At 63.3% G+C, this 23,682-nt stretch carries 34 protein-coding genes and 1 pseudogene; all 35 read right to left on the bottom strand.

Annotated elements, in window-relative coordinates; translation table 11 throughout:
• Window positions 1-25: 25 nt before the first annotated feature.
• Complete coding sequence (locus tag LB523_RS27100) at window positions 26-1,006, bottom strand: RluA family pseudouridine synthase (protein WP_224608787.1); 981 nt, start codon at window positions 1,004-1,006, stop codon at window positions 26-28.
• Window positions 1,007-1,088: 82 nt separating this feature from the next.
• Window positions 1,089-1,469, bottom strand: a complete 381-nt coding sequence (locus LB523_RS27095) for a DUF779 domain-containing protein (RefSeq protein ID WP_224608784.1) — start codon at window positions 1,467-1,469, stop codon at window positions 1,089-1,091.
• Between the two features lie 64 nt (window positions 1,470-1,533).
• Window positions 1,534-3,051, bottom strand: coding sequence for an aldehyde dehydrogenase (adh, locus tag LB523_RS27090; RefSeq protein ID WP_224608781.1), 1,518 nt, complete (start codon window positions 3,049-3,051; stop codon window positions 1,534-1,536).
• A gap of 136 nt (window positions 3,052-3,187) precedes the next feature.
• The gene (locus LB523_RS27085; protein ID WP_224608778.1) at window positions 3,188-4,156 is read right to left on the bottom strand and encodes a GAF domain-containing protein; all 969 of its coding nucleotides are present in this window, start codon (window positions 4,154-4,156) and stop codon (window positions 3,188-3,190) included.
• A 242-nt stretch (window positions 4,157-4,398) separates the two neighbouring features.
• A complete protein-coding gene (locus LB523_RS27080) occupies window positions 4,399-5,226 on the bottom strand; it encodes an aspartyl/asparaginyl beta-hydroxylase domain-containing protein (protein WP_224608775.1) in 828 nt (275 codons plus the stop codon).
• A gap of 169 nt (window positions 5,227-5,395) precedes the next feature.
• Window positions 5,396-6,706, bottom strand: a complete 1,311-nt coding sequence (locus LB523_RS27075) for a replication-associated recombination protein A (RefSeq protein WP_224608772.1) — start codon at window positions 6,704-6,706, stop codon at window positions 5,396-5,398.
• Window positions 6,707-6,836: 130 nt separating this feature from the next.
• Window positions 6,837-8,324 carry a DegQ family serine endoprotease gene (locus LB523_RS27070; protein ID WP_095765502.1) on the bottom strand — a complete coding sequence of 496 codons (1,488 nt, stop codon included), beginning with the start codon at window positions 8,322-8,324 and terminating at the stop codon, window positions 6,837-6,839.
• A 190-nt stretch (window positions 8,325-8,514) separates the two neighbouring features.
• Entirely contained in the window at window positions 8,515-8,946 is a 432-nt protein-coding gene (gene rplQ, locus LB523_RS27065) for a 50S ribosomal protein L17 (RefSeq protein ID WP_140544883.1), read from the bottom strand.
• 104 nt (window positions 8,947-9,050) lie between these two features.
• Window positions 9,051-10,061, bottom strand: coding sequence for a DNA-directed RNA polymerase subunit alpha (locus LB523_RS27060; protein WP_027170350.1), 1,011 nt, complete (start codon window positions 10,059-10,061; stop codon window positions 9,051-9,053).
• Window positions 10,062-10,158: 97 nt separating this feature from the next.
• Window positions 10,159-10,548, bottom strand: a complete 390-nt coding sequence (rpsK, locus tag LB523_RS27055; RefSeq protein WP_006205444.1) for a 30S ribosomal protein S11 — start codon at window positions 10,546-10,548, stop codon at window positions 10,159-10,161.
• Between the two features lie 127 nt (window positions 10,549-10,675).
• Complete coding sequence (gene rpsM / locus LB523_RS27050; RefSeq protein WP_027170351.1) at window positions 10,676-11,044, bottom strand: 30S ribosomal protein S13; 369 nt, start codon at window positions 11,042-11,044, stop codon at window positions 10,676-10,678.
• 232 nt (window positions 11,045-11,276) lie between these two features.
• Window positions 11,277-11,867 carry an adenylate kinase gene (locus LB523_RS27045; RefSeq protein WP_095765504.1) on the bottom strand — a complete coding sequence of 197 codons (591 nt, stop codon included), beginning with the start codon at window positions 11,865-11,867 and terminating at the stop codon, window positions 11,277-11,279.
• A complete protein-coding gene (secY, locus tag LB523_RS27040; RefSeq protein ID WP_095765505.1) occupies window positions 11,864-13,204 on the bottom strand; it encodes a preprotein translocase subunit SecY in 1,341 nt (446 codons plus the stop codon). The genes LB523_RS27045 and secY overlap by 4 nt, the downstream gene beginning before the upstream one ends.
• Before the next feature lie 256 nt (window positions 13,205-13,460).
• The gene (rplO, locus tag LB523_RS27035) at window positions 13,461-13,934 is read right to left on the bottom strand and encodes a 50S ribosomal protein L15 (protein ID WP_140708828.1); all 474 of its coding nucleotides are present in this window, start codon (window positions 13,932-13,934) and stop codon (window positions 13,461-13,463) included.
• A gap of 22 nt (window positions 13,935-13,956) precedes the next feature.
• Window positions 13,957-14,154, bottom strand: coding sequence for a 50S ribosomal protein L30 (gene rpmD, locus LB523_RS27030; protein ID WP_027170355.1), 198 nt, complete (start codon window positions 14,152-14,154; stop codon window positions 13,957-13,959).
• A 25-nt stretch (window positions 14,155-14,179) separates the two neighbouring features.
• A complete protein-coding gene (gene rpsE / locus LB523_RS27025; RefSeq protein WP_032933400.1) occupies window positions 14,180-14,743 on the bottom strand; it encodes a 30S ribosomal protein S5 in 564 nt (187 codons plus the stop codon).
• Window positions 14,744-14,820: 77 nt separating this feature from the next.
• Window positions 14,821-15,183 carry a 50S ribosomal protein L18 gene (gene rplR, locus LB523_RS27020; protein ID WP_095765507.1) on the bottom strand — a complete coding sequence of 121 codons (363 nt, stop codon included), beginning with the start codon at window positions 15,181-15,183 and terminating at the stop codon, window positions 14,821-14,823.
• 138 nt (window positions 15,184-15,321) lie between these two features.
• On the bottom strand, window positions 15,322-15,855 hold the full coding sequence (gene rplF, locus LB523_RS27015) for a 50S ribosomal protein L6 (protein WP_095765508.1): 534 nt from the start codon (window positions 15,853-15,855) through the stop codon (window positions 15,322-15,324).
• A 90-nt stretch (window positions 15,856-15,945) separates the two neighbouring features.
• Window positions 15,946-16,344 carry a 30S ribosomal protein S8 gene (rpsH, locus tag LB523_RS27010; protein WP_066989600.1) on the bottom strand — a complete coding sequence of 133 codons (399 nt, stop codon included), beginning with the start codon at window positions 16,342-16,344 and terminating at the stop codon, window positions 15,946-15,948.
• Between the two features lie 12 nt (window positions 16,345-16,356).
• A complete protein-coding gene (rpsN, locus tag LB523_RS27005) occupies window positions 16,357-16,662 on the bottom strand; it encodes a 30S ribosomal protein S14 (RefSeq protein ID WP_042642199.1) in 306 nt (101 codons plus the stop codon).
• Between the two features lie 26 nt (window positions 16,663-16,688).
• A complete protein-coding gene (gene rplE / locus LB523_RS27000; protein ID WP_224608769.1) occupies window positions 16,689-17,267 on the bottom strand; it encodes a 50S ribosomal protein L5 in 579 nt (192 codons plus the stop codon).
• Window positions 17,260-17,574, bottom strand: coding sequence for a 50S ribosomal protein L24 (rplX, locus tag LB523_RS26995; protein ID WP_224608765.1), 315 nt, complete (start codon window positions 17,572-17,574; stop codon window positions 17,260-17,262). Before rplX ends, rplE begins: the two co-directional genes overlap by 8 nt.
• 12 nt (window positions 17,575-17,586) lie before the next feature.
• Complete coding sequence (gene rplN, locus LB523_RS26990; RefSeq protein WP_006205457.1) at window positions 17,587-17,955, bottom strand: 50S ribosomal protein L14; 369 nt, start codon at window positions 17,953-17,955, stop codon at window positions 17,587-17,589.
• Window positions 17,956-18,037: 82 nt separating this feature from the next.
• Window positions 18,038-18,277: a 30S ribosomal protein S17 gene (gene rpsQ, locus LB523_RS26985; RefSeq protein ID WP_023675136.1), complete on the bottom strand. Its 240-nt coding sequence runs from the start codon at window positions 18,275-18,277 to the stop codon at window positions 18,038-18,040.
• A 4-nt stretch (window positions 18,278-18,281) separates the two neighbouring features.
• Window positions 18,282-18,482: a 50S ribosomal protein L29 gene (rpmC, locus tag LB523_RS26980; RefSeq protein ID WP_042642190.1), complete on the bottom strand. Its 201-nt coding sequence runs from the start codon at window positions 18,480-18,482 to the stop codon at window positions 18,282-18,284.
• A 12-nt stretch (window positions 18,483-18,494) separates the two neighbouring features.
• Entirely contained in the window at window positions 18,495-18,908 is a 414-nt protein-coding gene (gene rplP / locus LB523_RS26975) for a 50S ribosomal protein L16 (RefSeq protein WP_095765511.1), read from the bottom strand.
• Window positions 18,909-18,934: 26 nt separating this feature from the next.
• Entirely contained in the window at window positions 18,935-19,669 is a 735-nt protein-coding gene (gene rpsC, locus LB523_RS26970; RefSeq protein WP_095765512.1) for a 30S ribosomal protein S3, read from the bottom strand.
• Window positions 19,669-20,058, bottom strand: coding sequence for a 50S ribosomal protein L22 (gene rplV / locus LB523_RS26965; protein WP_006205462.1), 390 nt, complete (start codon window positions 20,056-20,058; stop codon window positions 19,669-19,671). The genes rpsC and rplV overlap by 1 nt, the downstream gene beginning before the upstream one ends.
• Before the next feature lie 2 nt (window positions 20,059-20,060).
• A complete protein-coding gene (gene rpsS / locus LB523_RS26960; RefSeq protein ID WP_006205463.1) occupies window positions 20,061-20,339 on the bottom strand; it encodes a 30S ribosomal protein S19 in 279 nt (92 codons plus the stop codon).
• Window positions 20,340-20,355: 16 nt separating this feature from the next.
• On the bottom strand, window positions 20,356-21,189 hold the full coding sequence (gene rplB / locus LB523_RS26955; RefSeq protein ID WP_126084116.1) for a 50S ribosomal protein L2: 834 nt from the start codon (window positions 21,187-21,189) through the stop codon (window positions 20,356-20,358).
• 22 nt (window positions 21,190-21,211) lie between these two features.
• Window positions 21,212-21,505 carry a 50S ribosomal protein L23 gene (locus LB523_RS26950; protein WP_040983033.1) on the bottom strand — a complete coding sequence of 98 codons (294 nt, stop codon included), beginning with the start codon at window positions 21,503-21,505 and terminating at the stop codon, window positions 21,212-21,214.
• Window positions 21,502-22,122 carry a 50S ribosomal protein L4 gene (rplD, locus tag LB523_RS26945; protein ID WP_095765514.1) on the bottom strand — a complete coding sequence of 207 codons (621 nt, stop codon included), beginning with the start codon at window positions 22,120-22,122 and terminating at the stop codon, window positions 21,502-21,504. The genes LB523_RS26950 and rplD overlap by 4 nt, the downstream gene beginning before the upstream one ends.
• Window positions 22,122-22,838, bottom strand: a complete 717-nt coding sequence (gene rplC, locus LB523_RS26940; RefSeq protein WP_095765515.1) for a 50S ribosomal protein L3 — start codon at window positions 22,836-22,838, stop codon at window positions 22,122-22,124. The genes rplD and rplC overlap by 1 nt, the downstream gene beginning before the upstream one ends.
• 61 nt (window positions 22,839-22,899) lie before the next feature.
• Window positions 22,900-23,208, bottom strand: coding sequence for a 30S ribosomal protein S10 (gene rpsJ, locus LB523_RS26935; protein WP_006205468.1), 309 nt, complete (start codon window positions 23,206-23,208; stop codon window positions 22,900-22,902).
• A gap of 69 nt (window positions 23,209-23,277) precedes the next feature.
• Window positions 23,278-23,682, bottom strand: a pseudogene (gene tuf, locus LB523_RS26930) (elongation factor Tu); the annotation flags it as partial.

Below are 23,682 nucleotides of genomic sequence, written 5' to 3'. Positions count from 1 at the left end.
ATCCAATGCGGGGGCGACAGCCAAGTCAGTCTTCCGCGCTCTGGTCGTCGAAGCCGATCAGGTTCCAGCTCTGGCGCATATGCGGCGGCATCGGCGCCGTGACGTCGATGACGCCGTGGTCCGGATGCGGGATGATGATGCGGCGCGCATGCAGGTGCAGGCGGTTTTGAATGCCGCCCGGGAAATCCCAGCTGGTATCGGCCTCGAAATATTTGGGATCGCCGATGATCGGGCAACCTATGTAGGCGGCGTGAACGCGAAGCTGGTGCGTGCGGCCGGTATAGGGCTCCATCTCCAGCCAGGTCATCGTCTGCGCCGCCTGCTCGATGACACGGTAGTAGGAGACGGCGTGGTCGGCGCCCTTCTCGCCATGCGCAGCCACGCGCACGCGGTCGCCATCTTCCGTCGGCTCCTTGATCAGCCAGGTCGAGATCTTGTCCTCGCGCTTGGGCGGCACGCCCTTGACCAGCGCCCAGTAGGTTTTCTTGGTCTCTCGCGCGCGGAACGCTTCCGAAAGCTTCATCGCCGCAAGACGGGTGCGGGCGACCACCAGCACGCCGGACGTGTCACGGTCGAGGCGGTGGACGAGGCGTGGCTTCTCGCCCTTCTTGTTGCGCCAGGCCTCCAGCATGTCGTCGACATTGCGGGTGACGCCGGAGCCGCCCTGCACGGCGAGCCCCGCCGGCTTGTTGAAGACGAAGACTTTCGGGTCCTCATGCAGAAGCATCTTGGCGAGCACGTCGGCATCGCCCTGGTTGCGGATCGAGTGGCCGGTGAGCGGCGCATCGCCCTTCTTATCGACATCGAGCGGCGGAACGCGGACAGACTGGCCGGGCTCCACACGCGTGTCGGCCTTCACCCGGCCGCCATCGACGCGGATTTGCCCCGACCGAAGCAACTTCTGCAGATGGCCGAAGCCGAGGCCCGGATAATGGACCTTGAACCAGCGGTCGAGCCGCATGCCCGCCTCGCCGGCCTCAACCGTGATCTGTTCAACACCTGCCATGACTTTGCTTTTCCATTCGAAAGCGGCGCCATAGCACTAAGGCGGACAGGTTGCGAGCCAAAGGCCCAACAAAGCGCGATAATTACCCCAACGTCGTCTGATCAACTGCCCGAAGGCTAAGCACCGCGCAGACCGTCGAGCGCGTCAGGAAGCGCTTCTCGCGGCCATTGTCGAGCGAGAACATGCCGCCCCTGCCCTTCACCACATCGATGATGAGGTCGGTGTGCTTCCACGCCTCATATTGCGAGACACTGATATAGACCGGCGTATCGCCGATTTCGCCCAATTTCACGTCATTGTCGCCGATCATGAACTCGCCACGCGGGTAGCACATCGGCGAAGAACCGTCGCAGCAGCCGCCGGACTGATGGAACAGAACCGGGCCGTGATCGGCGATGATCTCGGCAAGCAGCGCCTCGGCCTCCGGCGTGGCCGACACCTTGCCCAATGAAGGCTTGTCCATCAAATCCTCCTCGACTGACGGGAGGACGCGGGTGGGCCGCGCCCTCCTCTTCGCCCTGGGAGGATCAGAAGAAGCCGAGCTTCTTCGGGCTGTAGCTGACCAGCATGTTCTTGGTCTGCTGATAATGGTCGAGCATCATCTTGTGCGTCTCGCGGCCGATGCCGGACTGCTTGTAGCCGCCGAAGGCGGCATGCGCCGGATAGGCGTGATAGCAGTTGGTCCAGACACGTCCCGCCTGGATGGCGCGCCCGAAGCGGTAGCAGCGGTTCGCGTCGCGGCTCCAGATGCCGGCGCCGAGGCCGTAGAGGGTGTCGTTGGCGATCGACAGCGCCTCGTCATCGTCCTTGAAGGTCGTCACGGACACGACGGGTCCAAAGATCTCCTCCTGGAAGATGCGCATCTTGTTGTTGCCCTTGAACACGGTCGGCTTGACGTAGTAGCCGCCGGCGAGATCGCCCGGCAGATGGTTCCGCTCGCCGCCGGTCAGAACTTCGGCGCCTTCCTGGCGGCCGATGTCGAAGTAGGACAGGATCTTTTCCAGCTGCTCGCTCGAGGCCTGCGCGCCGATCATGGTGGCGGGATCGAGCGGATCGCCCTGGACGATCGCCTCGACACGCTTCAGCGCGCGCTCGATGAACTTGTCGTAGATCTTCTCATGCACCAGCGCGCGGCTGGGGCACGTGCAGACCTCGCCCTGGTTGAGCGCGAACATGACGAAGCCCTCGATCGCCTTGTCGAAGAAATCGTCGTCTTCGGCCATCACGTCCTGGAAGAAGATGTTGGGCGACTTGCCGCCAAGCTCGAGCGTCACCGGAATGAGGTTCTGGCTGGCATATTGCGAGATCAGGCGGCCGGTGGTCGTCTCGCCGGTGAAAGCGATCTTGGCGATGCGGTTCGACGAGGCGAGCGGCTTGCCGGCCTCAAGGCCGAAGCCGTTGACGATGTTGAGCACGCCTTCTGGCAAGAGGTCACCGATGAGGTCGGCCCACAGCATGAGCGTGGCGGGTGTCTGCTCGGCGGGCTTCAGCACCACGCAATTGCCGGCGGCGAGCGCCGGCGCCAGCTTCCACACCGCCATCAGCAGCGGGAAGTTCCACGGAATGATCTGGCCGACGACACCGAGCGGCTCATGGAAGTGGTAGGCGACGGTGTCGTGGTCGATTTCGGAGATCGAGCCTTCCTGGCTGCGCAGTACGCCGGCGAAATAGCGGAAATGGTCGATGGCCAGAGGCAGGTCGGCGGCGGTCGTCTCGCGGATCGGCTTGCCATTGTCCCAGGTCTCGGCGAGCGCCAGCAGGTCGAGATTGTCTTCCATGCGATCGGCGATGCGGTTGAGGATCAGCGCGCGAGCCGCGGGGCTGGTCTTGCCCCAGGCGTCCTTGGCCTTGTGGGCGGCATCAAGCGCGGCCTCGATGTCATTTGCGTCCGACCGGGCAATTTCGCAGAGCGGCCGGCCGGTGACCGGCGAGATGTTGTCGAAATATCTGCCGGAGAGCGGCGCCGCCCATTTGCCGCCGATGAAGTTGTCGTAGCGCTTGGCGAAAGGAACCTTGGCCGTACGCGAGAATTCCACCTTGTTCATCACTGCCTCCCAATGAGCACGCCGCGGGATGCGGCGCTATGGGAGGAAGGGTTGCTGATCGGCACTGGCTTGTCAGCCCGGGACTGGATGATCGTGGCGCCCGACTGTCGCAGAACTGCGACAGTCCGGTCTGCAATCAATGCGGGCGGCGAATGTCGAAGCGGGCGAGCTTGCGATGCAGGGTGGCGCGGGAGATGCCGAGGTTCTGCGCGGCGGCCGAGACGTTGCCGCCGGCGCGCGCCGGCGCCCGCTGAACCACACCACGCTCGGCATCGTCCAAATCCTCAGCGGCCTTTGCGCAGTCGCCGAGAATATCGGTGGCAAGCAGTCCTCTCGCCAGCGCTTCCCGCGTTATGCCGAGACCAAGACGGGCAGAGCGCGTCGCGCCGATCACAAGATCATCCGAATCGACCGCTACCAGCGCACCGGCGCTGCGCTCGGTGACGGGTGCGAGCAAGATGCGGGCATCCGAAAACACCATGCGGAAATTTTCCGCTTCGATCCGGCGCGCGGCGTCGCCGACGGCGACCGCGATGAGCTGGACAAAGCCCTCGGTCAGGTCCGACCGGCAGGACGAGACATCGAGCGCCGCCGCCAGATTGCCTTCATGATCATAGACCGGCGCCGTGGTGCAACTCAGCAGCGTGTTGCGGGAGAAGAAATGCTGATCGCGGTGGATGGTCAGAGCGCGCTGGTCGGCGATGCAGGTGCCGATGCCGTTAGTGCCTTCGCTGTCCTCGCTCCAGACGGTGCCGGTCCACAGGCCCCATTCATCGAATGTCTCGTCGTCCGCGACAGCGCCCCGTCGCTCCACCGGGATGCCGTCGCGATCCGCCAGCATGACGCAGCAGCCGACGCCGCCCACGGCGAGATAGAGCCGATTGAGGCTGGGTTCGGCCGCGCGGATCAACCGTTCCATGCGCTGCCTCGTGAGCCTGAGCTCGCCTTCGGTCAGCCGCCGCGGCGCCGTGCGTGCTGCGGGGTCCAGGCCGTGCAATTGGAGGGACCGCCGCCACGAAGCGACGACCGCCGAATGGGCTGCATCGCTCTTGGCGACCGAGGCCTGGACCTGGTCCGCGTGCACGGCTGGTTGCCGTCCAATCACCTAATCCTCCCGGTGAGCGGAACCTCCTGCCGCTCCGTCATCATGCTCGGTAGACTATTCCGCTACCAGTTGCGGGTCAGCTTTCGATAGAACGCCGGCCGGAACGCGTATTTGATCTTGCGCAATTCCCGACGAAAAATCGCTACGCGTGTCCTGGAGCCGCGTTGGAGTCCTAAAGGTCCCGGTTCGTCCGCGCCATTGGACGTTGGTTTAAGGCGGATCGAGGCGAGGTTCCGCCGTGGTCAGTTGGCGGCCGCCTTCGGCTTGGACGAGCCGATCATCTTCCAGTTCTTGTAGAAGACCGAATTGATGCGCTCCACGCTGACCGAGACGACGGCGAGAAGGCCCGCGATCAGCCTCGGAAACGGAGACGGGCGGATGATGTCGACGAAGACGCAGTAGCGGCGGCCGTCATATTCGTTGACCGAGCGGTGGAACAGCGTGTCGTCGAAGATAAACAGGGGATTGTCATACCAGTAGTTCTTCTTGCTGCCGCACTGGACGAAGATCTCGGCCTTCACCGGTATCAGATTGTAGAGGATGCGCAGGCTGAGCCTGAGCGGACCGAAATGCCAGGACGTCGATTCGCGCTTGCTGAAAACGGATACCGCGATCGTCTTGATGTATTTGTAGTCCTTGTTGAATTCGGGGACGTTGTCGATCTTGTGCTTGCCGTACCACTGGTAGACATACATGCCGCGGCGGCCGGCGCCGAAATTGGCATCGATATCGGCGATGATCTCGTCCTTGCGCGCCTTGAAGACGCCCAGCACCTCGTTGATCTCGCGCTGATAGTCCTCGGGGAACTGCTCGGGCTTCCAGACGCCGAGGTTGCGGTAGCTGAGAAGGTCGACGATCAGGTTGAACGGCGACAACAGCCAGGTGAACAGGCCGTTGCCGAGGAAGTAGCGCTCGAACAGGTTCTGGTTTTTTTGGTCGTTGCGCATGACATCGATCAGGCCGCAGACGACCCAGACGGTGGTCAGGATCGGGATGAAGTAGAAGGCGAGCGCGAGAACTACGACGGCGATGGCGGCCTTGCGGAGCGTCTTGACGGTTTGCTTTGTCATTGTCATTCGCGCGGGAGCGCGATCCTGTTCCATGGGACAACATCACGGCGACCCCCGCCAGCCGTGCGTCTTGATAGGATTTTTTGTTTCCCGGCACAATGCCGCAGCAGGTGTGGTCCACCACAACGCGGCTTCGCGTCGAAGCGTGCCGACCGCCGGGCCGCGTAACTCAGCTGTTCCGTTCGCTTCGCAGCTTTGCCCAGTATTCCAGCCGCTTGCGGATGTCGCGCTCGAAACCGCGTTCCGGCGGATCGTAGAAAGTGCGCCGGCCCATCTTCTCCGGAAAATAGTCCTGGCCTGAAAACGCCTCCGGCTCGTCATGGTCGTACCGATAGCCGGCGCCGTAATCCTCTTCCTTCATCAGCTTGGTCGGCGCGTTGAGGATGTGCTTGGGCGGCAGCAGCGAGCCGAACTCCTTGGCTGCCGCGGTCGCGGCCTTGAAGGCAGTGTAGACGGCGTTCGATTTCGGCGCCGTGGCGAGATAAACGGCGGCCTGGGCAAAGGCGAGCTCGCCCTCTGGCGAGCCTAGATAGTCATAGGCGTCCTTGGCCGCATTGGCCACGACAAGCGCCTGTGGGTCGGCGAGCCCGATATCCTCCACCGCCATGCGCACGAGCCGGCGGCCGAGATAGAGCGGATCCTCGCCAGCATCGAACATGCGGGCGAGGTAATAAAGCGCGGCATCCGGATCGGAGCCGCGCACCGATTTGTGCAGCGCCGAGATCAGATTGTAATGGCCGTCCTGGCCCTTGTCGTAGATGGGCGCACGGCGCTGGATGACGCGTTGCAGGCCTTCCGGCCCGAACACTTCGCCTTTCTTGGCGGCGCGCCAGACTTCCTCAGCCAGCGTCAGCGAGGCGCGGCCGTCGCCATCCGCCATGCGGATCAGCATGGCACGCGCTTCTTCGTCGAGCGGCAGCGCCCTGCCCTCTGTTTCTTCCGCTCGCGCCAGAAGCTTGGCGATGCTGTCCTCACCCAGCGAACGGAACACCAGCACGCGCGCGCGGGACAAAAGCGCGGCATTCAATTCGAAGGACGGGTTCTCCGTCGTGGCGCCGACCAGCACCACGGTGCCGTCTTCCATCACCGGCAAAAAGCCGTCCTGCTGGGCGCGGTTGAAGCGATGGATCTCGTCGACGAAGAGCAGCGTCTGGCGGCCGTTGGTGCGCCTGAGCTTGGCCGCCTCGAAGACTTTCTTGAGATCCGCGACACCGGAAAACACGGCAGAGATCTGCTCGAAGGCAAGGTTGGTCTCGCCGGCGAGCAGCCGCGCCACCGTCGTCTTGCCGGTGCCGGGCGGACCCCAGAAGATCATCGAGCCGAGCGAGCCGGAATCGATCAACCTGGTCAGCGCGCCGTCAGGGCCGGTCAGATGCTCCTGCCCGACGACCTCGCCGAGGTTTTTTGGGCGCAACCGATCGGCCAGCGGCCGCCCGGGCGGCGCCTTTTCCGGCTCATCGGAACTGAACAGATCTGCCATGCAAGTCTTTTGTTTGAGACGCGATTCCGTTCTTTTGCGAGCACCATCTTATCCGAACGCCGGTTCCCACTTCTTGCTACGCCGGCCTTCGGTTCGGGATCATGATCATGCTCTAAATGGGCAGATCGCCTCAATAACGCAACACCTGGCGCAGAATCTGCCCGCCGCGCTCGACGGTAAAGCGCCACCAGCGCGTGTCCTGCTGGGCAACCTGCGCCAGCGTCGCCGCGGTCTCGATGGTGGTGCCGTTCACCTCGCGCACGATGTCGCCCGGCTGGAAACCGAAATCGGCGGCCGGCGAATCGCGGCTGATATCGATGACGGTGACGCCCTTGAGATCGGTGCGAAGGCCAAGCCGCTGGGCAAGCCTGGGCGACAGTTCCGCCACCTTGGCGCCGGAAAAGGGACTGCGGCCACGCAAGGTCACCTCGCTGGGCTTGGCGCCTTCCGGCGCGCGCTCCAGCGGAATCTCCAACGTCGCCTGCTGCCCCTTGCTCAGCACGGCGAAGGTCGCCTTGGTGCCGATCGACAGCGTCGCCATGCGGTAGTCGAGCGCCTCGATGCTTTCGACCGGCGTGTTGTTGAGCGACAGGATGACGTCGCCAGGCTTCAGGCCGGCCTTGCCCGCCGGCCCGGTGGCGTCCACGGACGACACCAATGCGCCGGTGGGTTTCTCCATGCCGAGCGACTCTGCGATCTGTGGCGTCACCAGTTCGAATTCCGCACCGATATAGGGACGCTCGAAGAAGTCGAGCCCGGCCTTGGCGGCGTCGGCGAAGGCGCGCACCATGTTCGAAGGAATGGCGAAGCCGATGCCGATCGAACCGCCGCTGCGGCTGTAGATGGCCGTGTTGATGCCGACCAGCTGGCCGCCCATGTTGATCAGCGCGCCGCCGGAATTTCCGGGATTGATGGCGGCATCGGTCTGGATGAAATAGCCCGAATCCGAAACACCGATATGGCTGCGGGCGAGTGCCGAGACAATGCCGCTGGTGGTGGTCTGGCCGACACCGAACGGATTGCCGATGGCGAGCACAAGGTCGCCGACCTCAAGCGCGTCGGAATCGCCGATGGCAATCACCGGAAACGGCTTGTCGGCCGAGATCTTGAGCACCGCGAGATCGAGTGTCTCGTCCTTGAGCATGACCTTTGAGGTGAACTCGCGCCCGTCGGCGGTCGCGACCTTCACCTCGTCAGCATCTTTGATGACGTGGAAGTTGGTGACGATCACGCCGCTCGGATCGACCAGCACGCCGGACCCCAGCGAGGACTGGGCGCGCGGCTGGGCACGGCCGAAGAACTCCTCGAAGAAGGGATCGCCTTCGAAGGGCGACGTCACCTTTGCGGTCTGCGAGGCATAGACATTCACGACGGCCGGCGCCGTCTGCTTGACCAGCGGCGCGAAGGAGAGCTGCACCTCCTCGCGGCCGAACGGCACGCGCTTGTCGGGGCCGGACGTGCCGTTCTCGCCTTCGACGCCATGCAACAGATCGGTCAGCACGTCGGAGAGGCCCGGATCCGCCGGCTTGGCGGCGTCCTCGGCAAAAGCCTGTCTTGCGGCCGGTGCCGCGGCAAAGACCGCCAGCGCGGCAACAAGAAACAGTCGTTTGAGGTGCATTCTCGAATCCCTCCAGATAGGGCGCCATTGTCTCGACGAATGTGCAGAATGAAAGGCTAATGCACACAAATGCGACACTTGTCGCGCAAAAGCTTGAGCCTGGGCGTGAAATTCCGCTCAGCCGCTCAAACCTGCTCCAAATGCAAAAGGGGCCCGTAGGCCCCTCGAAGTCATTGACGAAACAGCGACCTCAGGCGGCCGCGGCTTCCTCGTTGGCGCCCTCAGCCTCTATGCGGGCGCGGTCGGCGGCGCCCTTGGCCGAGGTATCGCGATCGACGAATTCGATCACCGCCATCGCGGCGTTGTCACCCTTGCGGAAGCCCGCCTTCATGATGCGCAGATAGCCGCCATTGCGGGTGGCGTAGCGCGGGGCGATGGTCTCGAACAGGCGCTTGACGACGCCTTCATTGCCGATCTGCGCGATCACCTGGCGGCGGGCGTGCAGGTCGCCGCGCTTGCCGAGCGTCACCAGCTTCTCGACGATCGGACGCAGGTCCTTCGCCTTCGGCAAGGTGGTGACGATCTGCTCGTGCTCGATCAGCGACACGGCGAGATTGGCGAACATCGACTTGCGGTGGCTGATGCTGCGGGCGAAACGACGGCCTTTGAAACCGTGGCGCATGGCTCTTTTCCTTCTTCAGTTGTTCAAGAGGCCACGGCCTCTGATGGTTTTCCGCATGACCGTCGGATCGAGCGGCTCTCGCCGCCGATCCTTGGAATTCATGCTCAATATTGGTCTTCGTAACGCTTGGCGAGGTCTTCGATGTTTTCCGGCGGCCAGTCCGGCACTTCCATGCCGAGATGGAGGCCCATGGCCGCCAGCACTTCCTTGATCTCGTTCAGCGACTTGCGGCCGAAGTTCGGGGTGCGCAGCATCTCGGCTTCGGTCTTCTGGATCAGGTCGCCGATGTAGACGATGTTGTCGTTCTTCAGGCAGTTGGCCGAACGCACGGAAAGCTCGAGCTCGTCGACCTTCTTGAGCAGCGCCGGGTTGAAGGCGAGCTCGGTGACGGCCTCGGTGGCGACTTCCTTCTGCGGCTCGTCGAAGTTGACGAACAGGCCAAGCTGATCCTGCAGGATGCGGGCGGCGAAAGCGACCGCGTCCTCGCCCGAAATCGAGCCGTTGGTCTCGATCGTCATGGTCAGCTTGTCATAGTCGAGAACCTGGCCCTCGCGGGTATTCTCGACCTTGTAGGAGACCTTCTTGACCGGCGAATAGAGGCTGTCGACCGGGATCAGCCCGATCGGCGCGTCCTCGGCGCGGTTGCGCTCGGCCGGCACATAGCCCTTGCCGGTGTCGACGGTGAACTCCATGCGGATCTCGGCGCCCTCGTCCAGCGTGCAGATCACGTGGTCGGGGTTGAGGATCTCGACGTCGCCGACCGTCTGGATGTCGCCGGCGAGCACGGCGCCCGGGCCCTGCTTGCGCACGACCATGCGCTTGGGGCCATCGCCTTCCATGCGGATGGCGATTTCCTTGATGTTGAGCACAATGTCGGTCACGTCCTCGCGCACGCCGGCGATGGACGAGAATTCATGCAGCACGCCGTCGATCTGCACGGCGGTCACAGCCGCGCCGCGCAGCGAAGACAGAAGCACGCGCCGCAGCGCGTTGCCCAGCGTCAGGCCAAAGCCGCGTTCGAGCGGCTCGGCCACCAGCGTGGTCAGCGTCTTCTTCTTCGACGAGAACTCGATCTTGTTCGGCTTGATCAGTTCCTGCCAGTTTTTCTGGATCATAAAAGTCTTCCTTCCTTTGCCCCGCCACCATCCAATCGTGGCGGGCGACACGGAAAACCGCGGAGGAACGCCTTGGCGTTCGCGCGGCGTTTAAAAATCAGACGCGGCGCTTCTTGCGCGGGCGGCAGCCATTGTGCGGGATCGGCGTCACGTCACGGATCGAGGTGATGGTGAAGCCCGCCGCCTGCAGCGCGCGGAGCGCCGATTCACGACCGGAGCCGGGTCCGCAGACCTCGACCTCGAGCATGCGCATGCCGTGTTCCTGGGCCTTCTTGGCGACGTCCTCGGCAGCCATCTGGGCTGCGAACGGGGTCGACTTGCGCGAACCCTTGAAACCCTGAGCACCGGCCGACGACCAGGCGATCGAATTGCCCTGCGCGTCGGTGATGGTGATCATGGTGTTGTTGAAGGTCGAATTGACGTGGGCAACGCCCGACGAAATGTTCTTGCGTTCGCGACGGCGAACACGAGCGGCTTCCTTGGCCATGGTATTCCTTTCAGTTGATCTCTACACCGCCGTAATGCCAGCGGCTCCACCTTGGAAAAGCGAGTAGTGAGTAGGGAATAGCGAATAGGGTCCCCTACTCGCTAACCGCTACTCGCTATTCGCTCAATTACTTCTTCTTGCCGGCGATCGCCTTGGCCGGACCCTTGCGGGTGCGGGCGTTGGTATGCGTGCGCTGGCCGCGGACCGGCAGCGAGCGACGGTGACGTAGGCCGCGGTAGCAGCCGAGGTCCATGAGCCGCTTGATGTTCATCGAGACTTCGCGGCGCAGGTCGCCTTCGACCTGGTAGTCGCGGTCGATCGTCTCGCGAATCTGCAGCACTTCCGCGTCGGTCAGTTGGTTGACGCGGCGGTCCGCCGGGATGCCGACCTTGTCGACGATCTCCTGGGCAAACTTCTTGCCGATGCCGTGAATGTACTGAAGCGCGATGACGACGCGCTTGTTGGTCGGAATGTTGACGCCGGCTATACGAGCCATTTTCTTCTCTTTCTCCATTTGGGCCGGACGAGCCGGCGCTGTCGAAGTTGCCCCGCGTCCGGTGGAGGCCGGCCCTTGCGGGAGTTTCCTGGTTCAAAGCGGATGCCTTGCCCGCAAGGGCAAGCAAAGTCCATGCCTGATAGGAAGACGGGCCGCCATACCCCAACGGCCCACTCCAGTCAAGCGCAATCGTTAATCGTCGCCAAGCGCTATCTTTAGTTGTCGGCCCGGTCTACTTCACCGCGGCCGCGAGCACCTTGCCGATCTCGGCGGTCACGGCATCGATACTGGCCATGCCGTCGACGGTCTTGAGCTTGCCCTTGGCATAGTAGTAGCCGGTCAGCGGCGCCGTCTTCTTGTAGTATTCGCGCAGGCGTTCCTCGAACACCTCCGGATTGTCGTCCTTGCGCACCGGCTGGCCGGCCGCCTTGGCGTCCTCGGCGCGTTTGACGATTCGGCCAACCAGCGCCTTGTCGTCGACGACGAGCTCTATGACGGTGTCGAGCGCTATGCCGCGTTCGGCAAGCATGGCCTCGACCGCGTCGGCCTGGACCAGCGTGCGCGGATAGCCGTCGAGGATGAATCCCTTGGCGCAATCCGGCTGATCGATACGCTCGGCGACGATGGCGTTGACGATCGCATCCGAGACCAGCTCACCGGCATCCATCACCGCCTTGGCACGCTTGCCGACCTCGGTTCCGGCCTGGACGGCGGCACGCAGCATGTCACCCGTCGAGAGTTGAGGGATGCCGTGTTTTTCAACCAGTCTTTGTGCTTGTGTCCCCTTGCCCGCTCCTGGCGGCCCAAGCAAAATCAGCCTCATCTGCTCCTCTTCCCCCCGCGCAACTTCGACTTCTTGATCAGGCCCTCATACTGGTGCGCGATCAGGTGACCCTGAATCTGCGCCACCGTATCGAGCGTGACACTGACCACGATCAGAAGCGATGTGCCACCGAGGTAGAAAGGTACGCCAGTCGCCGAAATCAGGAACTCCGGCAGCAGACAGACCAGCACCAGGTAAATGGCGCCGATGACGGTAATGCGCGTCAGAACATAGTCGATATAGTCGGCGGTGCGCTCGCCCGGCCGATAACCCGGGATGAAGCCGGAGTGCTTCTTGAGCTGGTCGGCCGTGTCCTTCGGGTTGAAGACGATCGCCGTGTAGAAGAAGGCGAAGAAGATGATCATGCCCGCATAGAAGATCATGTAGAGCGGCTGGCCGTGGCCGAGCGAGGCGAGGATCGTGCTTGCCCAGGCCGGCAGGTTGGTCGCCTGCGAGAAGCCCGCCACGGTCGCCGGCAGAAGCAGCAGCGAGGACGCGAAGATCGGCGGGATGACGCCGGAGGTGTTGAGCTTCAGCGGCAAATGCGAGGTATCGCCCTGGAACATGCGATTGCCGACCTGGCGCTTCGGATACTGGATGAGCAGGCGCCGCTGCGCGCGTTCGAAGAAGACGATGAGCGCAATGACGATGATGGCCAGCACGATGATCGCGAGGATGAGGCCCGTCGACAGCGCGCCGGTACGGCCGAGTTCCAGCGTGCCGGAGATCGCGCGCGGCAGGCCCGCGACGATGCCGGAGAAGATGATCAGCGAAATGCCGTTGCCGATGCCGCGCGCGGTGATCTGCTCGCCGAGCCACATCAGGAACATGGTGCCGCCGACGAGCGTGACGACCGTCGAGATGCGGAAGAACATGCCGGGATCGTTGACGATGCCGTTGCCGCCCTCGAGGCCGATCGAAATGCCGTAGGCCTGGATCAGCGCCAGGAGCACGGTGCCGTAGCGCGTGTACTGGTTGATGATCTTGCGGCCCTGCTCGCCTTCCTTCTTCAGCGTTTCCAGCGACGGGATGACCGAGGTCATCAGCTGCATGATGATAGAGGCGGAGATGTAGGGCATGATGCCCAGCGCGAAGATCGCCATGCGCTGCACGGCGCCGCCGGCGAACATGTTGAACATGCCGAGCACGCCCTTGCTCTGCGAGGAGAAGGCCTGGGCGAAAGCATCGGGGTTGATGCCGGGAAGCGGGATATAAGTGCCGAGGCGGTAGACGAGCAGCGCGCCGATGGTGAACCAGATGCGCTTCTTGAGATCCTCGGCCTTGGCGAAGGCCGCGAAATTCAGATTGGAGGCTAGTTGTTCAGCAGCCGAGGCCATGCCTGATTCTCCGCTAGAGCACGATGCCGAAAAATGTGGAGCGGTTTTCGGACGACATCATGCTCTACTTCTTTGATTTCTACGTCGCGCTCGATGCCGCAGCTCAGGCGGCGCGTGTCACCGAAGCTCACGAGATAAGCTCGGGACCGTAAACATGCAAGCGGCCGCGTTGACGCGGCCGCCCAATTCATCCGGTCAAAGCGCGGTTCGACGGAATATGCGAAGTCATCCCGGCCGGCCGCGCTTCAAATCGCCGTTACTCGGCGGCGGCCGCTTCCGGCAGCTTCACCGAACCGCCGGCCTTCTCGATTTTCTCGATCGCGGCCTTGGAGGCGCCGGCGACGTCGAAGGACAGCTTGGCTTTGAGTTCGCCGTCGGAGAGCACGCGCACGCCGTCCTTGGCGCGGCGGATGACGCCGGCGGCAACCAGGGCCTCGGCCGTCACGGTCGCCTTGGCGTCGAGCTTCTTGGCGTCGATAGCAGCCTGGATGCGGGCCAGCGACACGACCGTGAAGCTCTTGGCGAAGATGTTGTTGAAGCCACGCTTCGGCAGGCGCCGGTAGAGCGGCATCTGGCCACCCTCGAAGCCGTTGATGGCAACGCCAGAGCGGGCCTTCTGGCCCTTGACGCCGCGACCGGCGGTCTTGCCCGAGCCGGAACCGATGCCGCGGCCGAGACGCTTCTTGGAGTGCGTCGCGCCGTCCTTGTCACGCAGATCGTTGAGTTTCATGTTTCTTCTCCTGCCCTTCCGTTCAGGCCTCGTCCACGACGCGGACGAGGTGCTGGACGGCGGCGATCATGCCGCGCACCGAAGGGGTATCTTCCAGCGTGCGCCGCTTGTGCATCTTGTTCAGGCCGAGGCCGACCAGCGTCGCGCGCTGCTCCTTCGGCCGGCGGATCGGGGAGCCGATCTGCTCGACGGTGATGGTTTTGGTAGCTTTCTTGGCCATGGTCGAAATCCCTGGTCAGCGTCGACTATTCTTCAGCCGCAACGGCGGTGCCGCGGCGGGCCTGAAGGGTCGAGTACTTGATGCCGCGCGCGGCAGCCACATCCTTCGGATGCATCTGGCTCTTCAGCGCGTCGAAGGTGGCGCGAACCATGTTGTAGGGGTTCGACGAACCCATCGACTTGGCGACCACGTCATGCATGCCGAGCGTCTCGAAGACGGCGCGCATCGGACCGCCGGCGATGATGCCGGTACCTTGCTTGGCGGCGCGCAGCAGAACGCGTCCGGCGCCCCAGCGGCCCTCGACGTCATGATGCAGCGTGCGGCCCGAACGCAGCGGCACGAAGATCATGTCGCGCTTGGCCGACTCGGTCGCCTTGCGGATCGCTTCCGGCACTTCGCGCGCCTTGCCGTGGCCGAAGCCGACGCGGCCCTTCTGGTCGCCGACGACGACGAGAGCGGCAAAACCGAAACGACGGCCGCCCTTCACCACCTTGGCGACGCGGTTGATGTGGACGAGCTTGTCCACCATGCCGTCGTCACGCTCTTCGCGCTCGCGGCCGCGGCCGCCTTCTCTACGTTCCTGTGCCATATCCTGTTCCTTGTTCTTTTCCGGAAGCACGGGTTGCTAATTACTGACGCCGCCTTTGGGTCGTCAGCGGCGAAAAATCAGAAGCTGAGACCGCCTTCGCGGGCAGCCTCGGCCAGCGCCTTGACGCGGCCGTGATAGATGTACGGGCCGCGGTCGAAGACGACTTCCTTGACGCCGGCCTTGGCGGCACGCTCGGCGATCAGCTTGCCGACAGCGGCCGCGGCTGCGGTGTCGGCGCCGGTCTTGAGCGAACCCTTGAGGTCCTTCTCCAGCGTCGAGGCGGCGGCCAGCGTGTGGCCGTTGGCGTCGTCGATCACCTGGACGTAGATGTTCTTCGAGGTGCGGTGCACCGAAAGCCTCGGACGCTCGCCGGCGACCTTCTTCAGCTGGCGGCGCACGCGCTGCGCGCGGCGCTGGATGGTTTCTTTGGGGCTTGCCATAATGTCAGTTCCTTGCCTTCAGAAAACGGGGGCAACCCTGTGCGGTAGGCCAAGCCTCCCGCGGCCGCTCCCCGCGGCGTTACACTTCTGCGGCTTGGCCCTTTTCGAAAAGTCTGCAACTTCTCGGGGCCAGGCCTATTACTTCTTCTTGCCTTCCTTGCGCACGATGCGCTCGTCGGCATAGCGCACGCCCTTGCCCTTATAGGGCTCGGGACCGCGATATTCGCGGATCTCGGCTGCGACCTGGCCGACCTGTTGCTTGTCGATGCCGGAGACCGTGATTTCGGTCGGCTTCGGCACCGTGATGGTGATGCCCTGCGGCGTCTGATAGACCACGTCGTGGCTGAAGCCGAGCGCCAGCTGCAGGTTCTTGCCCTGCAACGCCGCGCGATAGCCGACGCCGGTGATCTCGAGCTTCTTCTCGAAGCCGTCCTTCACGCCCTGCAGGATGTTGACGATCTGCGTGCGCGACATGCCCCACTTCGAGCGGGCGGTCTTGGTCTGGTCGCGCGGCTCGACGGAGATCTCGTTGTTCTCCATCTTCACCAGCACTTCGTCGTTCACCACGAACTTCAGCTCGCCCTTGGGGCCCTTCGCCGTCACGGTCTGGCCGTTGACGGACGCGGTCACGCCTTGCGGCAGCGAAACGGGTTTCTTTCCGATACGAGACATTTTGTTGTCCTCGTCACTTCTTTCGTTTCAGGTTCCAGTTCCCGGGCGCGATCCCGAGAACCGAAGCCCATTCATCAATCTCTTGGCCGATCAGAAGATCTGGCAGAGGATTTCGCCGCCGACATTCTGCTCGCGCGCTTCATGGTCGGCCATGACGCCCTTCGGCGTCGAAAGGATGGCGATGCCCAGGCCGTTGGCGACGTGCGGGATCGACTTGGCCGAGACATAGACGCGACGGCCAGGCTTCGAGACGCGCTCGATCTCGCGCACAACCGGGGCGCCGTCGAAATATTTCAGCTCGATCTCGATTTCCGACTTGCCGTTTTCGAAGTCCGTCTGGCTGTAGTCGCGGATATAGCCTTCCGACTTCAGCACTTCGAGGACGCGGGCACGCAGACGCGAGGCCGGGGTCGAAACGCTCGACTTCTTGCGGCCATAGGCGTTGCGGATGCGGGTCAGCATATCGCCGAGAGGATCGCTCAATGACATCTCAGTGTCTCCTTACCAGCTCGACTTGACCAGGCCCGGGATCTGGCCGGTATTGCCCAGATCGCGAAGCGCGATACGCGAAAGCTTCAGCTTGCGATAGTAGGCGCGCGGACGGCCCGTCACCTCGCAGCGGTTGCGGATGCGGATCTTGGCCGAGTTGCGCGGCAGCGCCGAAAGCTTCAACTGGGCGCGGAAACGCTCTTCCATCGGCTTGGACTGATCCATGATGATGGCCTTGAGCGCCGTGCGCTTGGCGGCGTACTGGTCGGCGAGCTTGCGGCGCCGGTTGTTCTTCTCGACTGAGCTGGTCTTTGCCATTTCAGATGTTTCCTTTTTCGCTGCCGTTACTGGCGGAAGGGGAAGTTGAAGGCCTTGAGCAGCGCTCTTGCCTCGTCGTCCGTCTTCGCCGTCGTACAAACGATGACGTCCATGCCCCAGACCTGATCAACCTTGTCGTAGTTGATCTCCGGGAACACGATGTGTTCCTTGATGCCCATGGCGTAGTTGCCACGGCCGTCAAAGCTCTTCGGGTTCAGTCCGCGGAAGTCGCGAACGCGCGGCAGCGCGATGTTCACCAGGCGGTCGAGGAACTCGTACATGCGTTCCTTGCGCAGCGTGACCTTGGCGCCGATCGGCATGTTCTCGCGCACCTTGAAGCCGGCAATCGAGTTGCGGGCGCGGGTGACGACGGCCTTCTGGCCGGCGATCAGCGCGAGATCCTCGGCCGCTACCGAGGGCTTCTTGGAGTCTGCGGTTGCTTCGCCGACACCCATGTTCAGCACGATCTTGTCGATGCGCGGAACCTGCATGTCATTGTCGTAGCCGAACTGCTCCTGCATCGCCTTGCGGATGGTCTCGTTGTAGACCTTCTTGAGGCGCGGCTCGTTCTTGGCAGTTGCCTGCTTGGTTTCAGCCTTAGTCATTGATGACTTCTCCCGAACGCTTGGCGACGCGCACCTTCTTGCCATCCTTCTGAATGGTGAAGCCGACGCGGGTCGGCTTGCCGTCCTTGGGGTCGGCCAGCGCGATATTCGACAGGTGGATCGGCGCTTCCTTGGTGATGATCCCGGCCTCTTGCGACTGGGTCTGCTTCTGGTGACGGCGAATGAGGTTCACGCCGCGAACGACCGCGGTGTCTTCCTTCGGCTGCACCGACAGGACTTCGCCCGAACGGCCCTTGTCCTTGCCGGCAAGCACGACGACCTTGTCGCCTTTTTTGATCTTTTGCATTGGTCCGGCTCCTTACAGCACTTCAGGCGCGAGCGAGATGATCTTCATGTGGTTCTTGGCGCGCAGCTCGCGCGGAACCGGTCCGAAGATACGGGTGCCGATCGGCTCTTTCTTATTGTCGACGAGAACGGCCGCGTTCTTGTCGAAACGGATCACGCTGCCGTCCGGGCGGCGGATGTCCTTGGCCGTGCGAACCACGACCGCCTTCATCACATCGCCCTTCTTAACGCGGCCGCGCGGAATGGCTTCCTTGATCGACACCACGATGATGTCGCCGACGGAGGCATATTTCCGCTTCGAGCCGCCCAGCACCTTGATGCACATGACACGACGGGCGCCGGAATTATCCGCGACGTCGAGGTTTGTTTGCATCTGAATCATGACTGGCCGCCTTCTTCTTTTCTAACGGGACGGGTTCTTCACCCCTCCCCGGTCTGTCCAAAATTCGGTTCGTTCGCCCGGATCAAGCCTGATCCGAAGAGACGACAACCCAGCGCTTGTCCTTGGAAATCGGCTTCGATTCCTGGATGAACACCTGGTCGCCGACCTTGTGGGCGTTGTTCTCGTCGTGCGCCTTGTACTTCTTGGTCATGCGCACGGTCTTCTTCATCACGGGATGCGTGAAGCGACGCTCGACCTTGACCACGACCGTCTTCTCGTTCTTGTCGCTGACGACGGTGCCCTGCAGGATGCGCTTTGGCATGGTCTTAACCCTTCTTGGCCGCGGCTTTTTCCGCGGCGATGGTCTTGATGCGCGCGATGTCCTTGCGGACCTGCTTCACGCGCGCGGTCTTTTCGAGCTGGCCGGTGGCCTTCTGGAAGCGCAGGTTGAACTGCTCCTTCTTGAGAGCGGCCAGGTCGTCGGTCAGTTGATCCTGGGTCTTGGTCCGGATGTCTTCGGCTTTCATGATCGCCTGTCCTTATTCTGCGATGCGCTGCACGAAGCGCGTCTTGACCGAGAGCTTGGCGGCGCCGAGACGCAGCGCTTCACGAGCGGTCTCCTCGCTGACGCCGTCGATCTCGAACATGATACGGCCGGGCTTGACGCGCGCCGCCCAGTAGTCGACGGCGCCCTTGCCCTTACCCATGCGGACTTCGGTCGGCTTCGAGGTGACCGGCAGGTCCGGGAACACCCGGATCCAGACGCGGCCGGCGCGCTTCATCTCGCGGGTGATCGCGCGGCGGGCCGCCTCGATCTCGCGCGCGGTGACGCGGTTCGGCTCAAGCGCCTTCAGCCCGAAACCGCCGAAATCCAGGTTGGTGCCGCCCTTGGCGGCACCGTGGATACGGCCCTTGAACTGCTTGCGGAACTTTGTGCGCTTTGGCTGCAGCATCGTTTAACTCCAAATTCTCAAATGTCTCAGGCGTTCTCGCGACGGCGGCCGCGTTCGCGCTCACCGCCAGCACCGCCGCCGCCATGCGCGGCATCGCCTTCGGTTGCACGGCGCTCGGAAGCCATCGGGTCATGCTCGAGGATCTCGCCCTTGAACACCCACACTTTGACGCCGCAGATGCCATAGGCCGTGTTCGCCTCGGCCGTACCGTAGTCGACGTCGGCGCGCAGCGTATGCAGCGGCACGCGGCCTTCGCGGTACCACTCCATGCGCGCGATCTCGGCGCCGCCGAGACGGCCGGAGCAGTTGATGCGGATGCCTTCGGCGCCGAGACGCATGGCCGACTGAACGGCACGCTTCATGGCGCGGCGGAACGCGATGCGGCGCTCGAGCTGCTGGGCGATCGACTGGGCGACCAGCGTGGCGTCGATTTCCGGCTTGCGCACTTCAACGATGTTGAGGTGCGTTTCGGACTTCGTCATCTCGGTCAGCTTCTTGCGAAGCTTCTCGATGTCGGCGCCCTTCTTGCCGATGATGAGGCCCGGACGCGCGGCGTGGATGGTGACGCGGCACTTCTTGTGCGGACGCTCGATCACGACTTTCGAAATCGCGGCCTGCTTGAGTTCCTTCTCAAGATACTTGCGGATCTTGAGGTCCTCGTGCAGCAGCTGGCCGTATTCGCCGGTGTTCGCGAACCAGCGCGAATCCCAGGTACGGTTGATGCCGAGACGCAGCCCGATCGGATTGACTTTCTGGCCCATTATGCGGCCTCCCCTTTTTCCTCGACTTCACGAACGACGATCGTGAGGTGCGAGAACGGCTTTTCGATACGGCTGGCGCGGCCGCGGCCACGAGCGTGGAAACGCTTCATGACGATCGACTTGCCGACATAGGCTTCCGCCACGATCAGAGCGTCGACGTCGAGGTCGTGATTGTTTTCCGCATTGGCGATCGCCGACTCCAGCGTCTTCTTGACCGTGCCGGAAATCCGCTTGGCCGAGAATTCGAGGTCGGAAAGCGCTGTCGCGACCTTCTTGCCGCGGATCAGCGCGGCAACCAGGTTGAGCTTCTGCGGGCTGATGCGGATCGTGCGCAGAACGGCACGCGCCTCGTTATCAGCAAGCCTGCGCGGAGCTTTGGCCTTGCCCATGATTATTTCCTCTTCGCCTTCTTATCCGCGCCGTGACCGTAATAGGTCCGGGTCGGAGCGAATTCACCGAACTTGTGGCCGACCATGTCCTCGTTCACCGAGACGGGAACGTGCTTCTGGCCGTTGTAGACACCGAAGGTGAAGCCGACGAACTGCGGCAGGATGGTGGAGCGACGGCTCCACATCTTGATCACCTCATTGCGACCACCTTCACGAACCTTGTCCACCTTCTTGAGAAGGTAGCCGTCGATAAAGGGGCCTTTCCAAATCGAACGAGTCACTTGGCGTTACCTCTTCTTAGCTCTTGCGCTGATGACGCGAGCGCAGGATGAACTTGTCGGTCGCCTTGTTGGACCGCGTCTTCTTGCCCTTGGTCGGCTTGCCCCAGGGCGAAACCGGATGACGGCCGCCCGAGGTGCGGCCTTCGCCGCCGCCATGCGGATGGTCGACCGGGTTCATGGCCACGCCGCGATTGTGCGGGCGCTTGCCGCGCCACACGGTGCGACCGGCCTTGCCGTCGTTGATGTTGCCGTGGTCGGGGTTCGATACGGCGCCGACGGTGGCCATGCAGGAGCCATGGACGACACGCTGCTCGCCCGAGTTGAGGCGCAGGATCGCCATGCCCTGGTCGCGGCCGACGAGCTGGGCGTAACCGCCAGCCGAACGGGCGACCTGGCCGCCCTTGCCCGGCTTCAGCTCGATGTTATGGACGATCGTGCCGACCGGCATCGAGGCCAGCGGCATCGCGTTGCCCGGCTTCACGTCGACCGCTTCGCCGGCCACGATCTTGTCGCCGGCAGCAAGGCGCTGCGGGGCCAGGATGTAGGACAGCTCGCCGTCGTCATACTTGATCAGCGCGATGAAGGCGGTGCGGTTCGGATCGTATTCGATGCGCTCGACCGTGCCGACGACGTCGTACTTCTTACGCTTGAAATCGATGATGCGGTACGAACGCTTGTGACCGCCGCCGATGAAGCGGGCCGTGATGCGGCCGTAGTTGTTGCGGCCGCCCGACTTGGTCAGGCCTTCGGTCAGGCCCTTGACGGGCTTGCCCTTGTAGAGGCCCGAGCGGTCGACGATGACCAGCTGGCGGGTGCTCGGCGTTACCGGGTTGAATTTCTTAAGTGCCATTGTCCTGTCCTCGCGGCCTTGCTCAGAGACCCGTCGCGACGTCGATCGACTGGCCGTCGGCCAGCGTCACAACCGCCTTCTTGACGTCGCCCTGGCGGCCAACGGTGCCGCGGAAGCGCTTGATCTTGCCCTTGCGGACGAGCGTGTTCACAGCCGTCACCTTGACGCCGAAGAGAGCCTCCACGGCAGCCTTGATTTCCGGCTTCGACGCCTTCTTGGCGACGTTGAAGACGACCTGGTTCTGCTCGGAAGCCATGGTCGACTTTTCGGTGATCGCCGGCGAGACGATCACGTCGTAGTGACGGAGGTCGGTCATTTAAAGCGCTCCTCGAGAGCCTCGACGGCGGCCTTCGAAAGGACCAGCGTGCCGCGGCGCAGAATGTCGTAGACATTGATGCCCTGGATGGGCAGCACGTCGATGTTCGGAATGTTGGTCGCCGCCAGCTTGAAGTTCTGGTCAAGCTCGGCGCCGCCGATGACCAGGGCGTTGGTCAGCCCCAGCGTCTCGAAATTCGCCACCAGCGCCTTGGTCTTGGCTTCGGTGAGCTTCAGCTCGTCGACGATGATCAGCGAAGCGCTCTTGGCCTTGGCCGAGAGAGCGTGCTTGAGGCCAAGCGCACGAACCTTCTTCGGCAGCTCGTGCTCATGGCTGCGAACGACCGGGCCGTGTGCCTTGCCGCCGCCGCGGAACTGCGGAGCGCGGGCCGAGTGGTGACGGGCGCGGCCCGTACCCTTCTGCTTGTACATCTTGGCGCCGGTGCGCGCGATTTCGGCGCGCCCCTTGGCCTTGTGCGTGCCCTGCTGCTTCTTGGCGAGCTGCCAGCGCACGACGCGCTGCAGGATGTCTTCGCGCGGGTCAAGGCCGAAAATCTCCTCGGAGAGTTCCACCTTGCCGGCGTCCTTGCCGCCCAGCGTTGTGATCTTGAGATCCATTATTCGGCTCCCTCAGTGGCCGGGGCTTCGTTCTTGGCGGCAGCGGCGCGGATCGCGGCCGGCTTCGGCGCATTGGCCGGCAGCGCAACCTTGGCGGCGTCGCGAACCAGGATCCAGGCGCCCTTGACGCCGGGAACCGCGCCGCGGATCAGGATCAGGCCGCGATCGGCGTCGGTCGAGACGACCTCGACATTCTGCGTGGTGACGCGGGTGTCGCCCATGTGGCCGGCCATCTTCTTGCCCTTGAACACCTTGCCGGGGTCCTGGCGCTGGCCGGTCGAGCCGTGCGTGCGGTGCGAGACCGAGTTACCATGCGTGGCGCGGCCACCGCCCATGTGGTGCCGCTTGATCACGCCCTGAAAACCCTTGCCGGTCGAGGTGCCGGTGACGTCCACCTTCTGGCCGGCGACGAAATGCTCGACGGTCAGCTCGGCGCCGACGTCGATCATGTTGTCGGCGGAGACGCGAAACTCGGCGACCTTGGCCTTCGGCTCGACGGAAGCGGCGGCGAAATGGCCGCGCATCGCCTTCGACGTGTTCTTCACCTTGGCAAGGCCAACGCCGAGCTGGACGGCGGTGTAGCCGTTCTTCTCCTGCGTGCGCTGGGCCACGACCTGGCAGTTCTCCATCTGGAGAACGGTGACGGGAACGTGTTCGCCGGCATCGTTATAGATGCGGGTCATTCCCACCTTCTTTGCAATCACACCTGAACGCATCGGTTCAATTCCTTTAGAGTTCCGGGCCAGGGGCACCGCCCCTTACCGCTCTCTCATTCCCTTAGAGCTTGATCTCGACGTCGACACCGGCGGCCAGATCGAGCTTCATCAAAGCATCGACTGTCTGCGGGGTCGGATCGACGATGTCGAGCAGCCGCTTGTGCGTGCGCATCTCGAACTGTTCGCGGCTCTTCTTGTCGACGTGGGGCGACCGGTTGACCGTGAATTTTTCGATCCGCGTCGGCAGCGGGATTGGGCCGCGGACGTTGGCGCCGGTGCGCTTGGCGGTCGACACGATTTCGCGCGTCGAGGCGTCGAGCACCCGGTGGTCAAACGCCTTAAGGCGGATGCGGATATTCTGTCCGTTCATGCGTCAATTCCTTGTTCTGGCGCGGCGCGGGCAGCTCCCGCGCCCGCGACAGATCGGTTTCAGTCCAAATTACTCTTTGATGGTGACGACGATGCCGGCACCGACGGTGCGGCCGCCTTCACGGATGGCGAAGCGCAGCTTCTCTTCCATCGCGATCGGCACGATCAGCTCGACGTCGACGGTGATGTTGTCGCCGGGCATCACCATCTCGGTGCCGGCCGGCAGCGTCACGATGCCCGTCACATCCGTCGTGCGGAAGTAGAACTGCGGACGGTAGTTGGTGAAGAACGGCGTGTGACGGCCGCCCTCGTCCTTGGTCAGGATGTAGGCTTCGGCCACGAACTTCTTGTGCGGCTTGACCGTGCCGGGCTTGGCCAGAACCTGGCCGCGCTCCACACCTTCACGGTCGACGCCACGCAGCAGCGCGCCGATGTTGTCGCCGGCCTGGCCCTGGTCGAGCAGCTTGCGGAACAT

Source organism: Mesorhizobium sp. ESP-6-4 (genome assembly GCF_020164735.1).
GTDB lineage: Bacteria > Pseudomonadota > Alphaproteobacteria > Rhizobiales > Rhizobiaceae > Mesorhizobium.
This window is presented reverse-complemented; position numbering and strand designations above follow the sequence as displayed.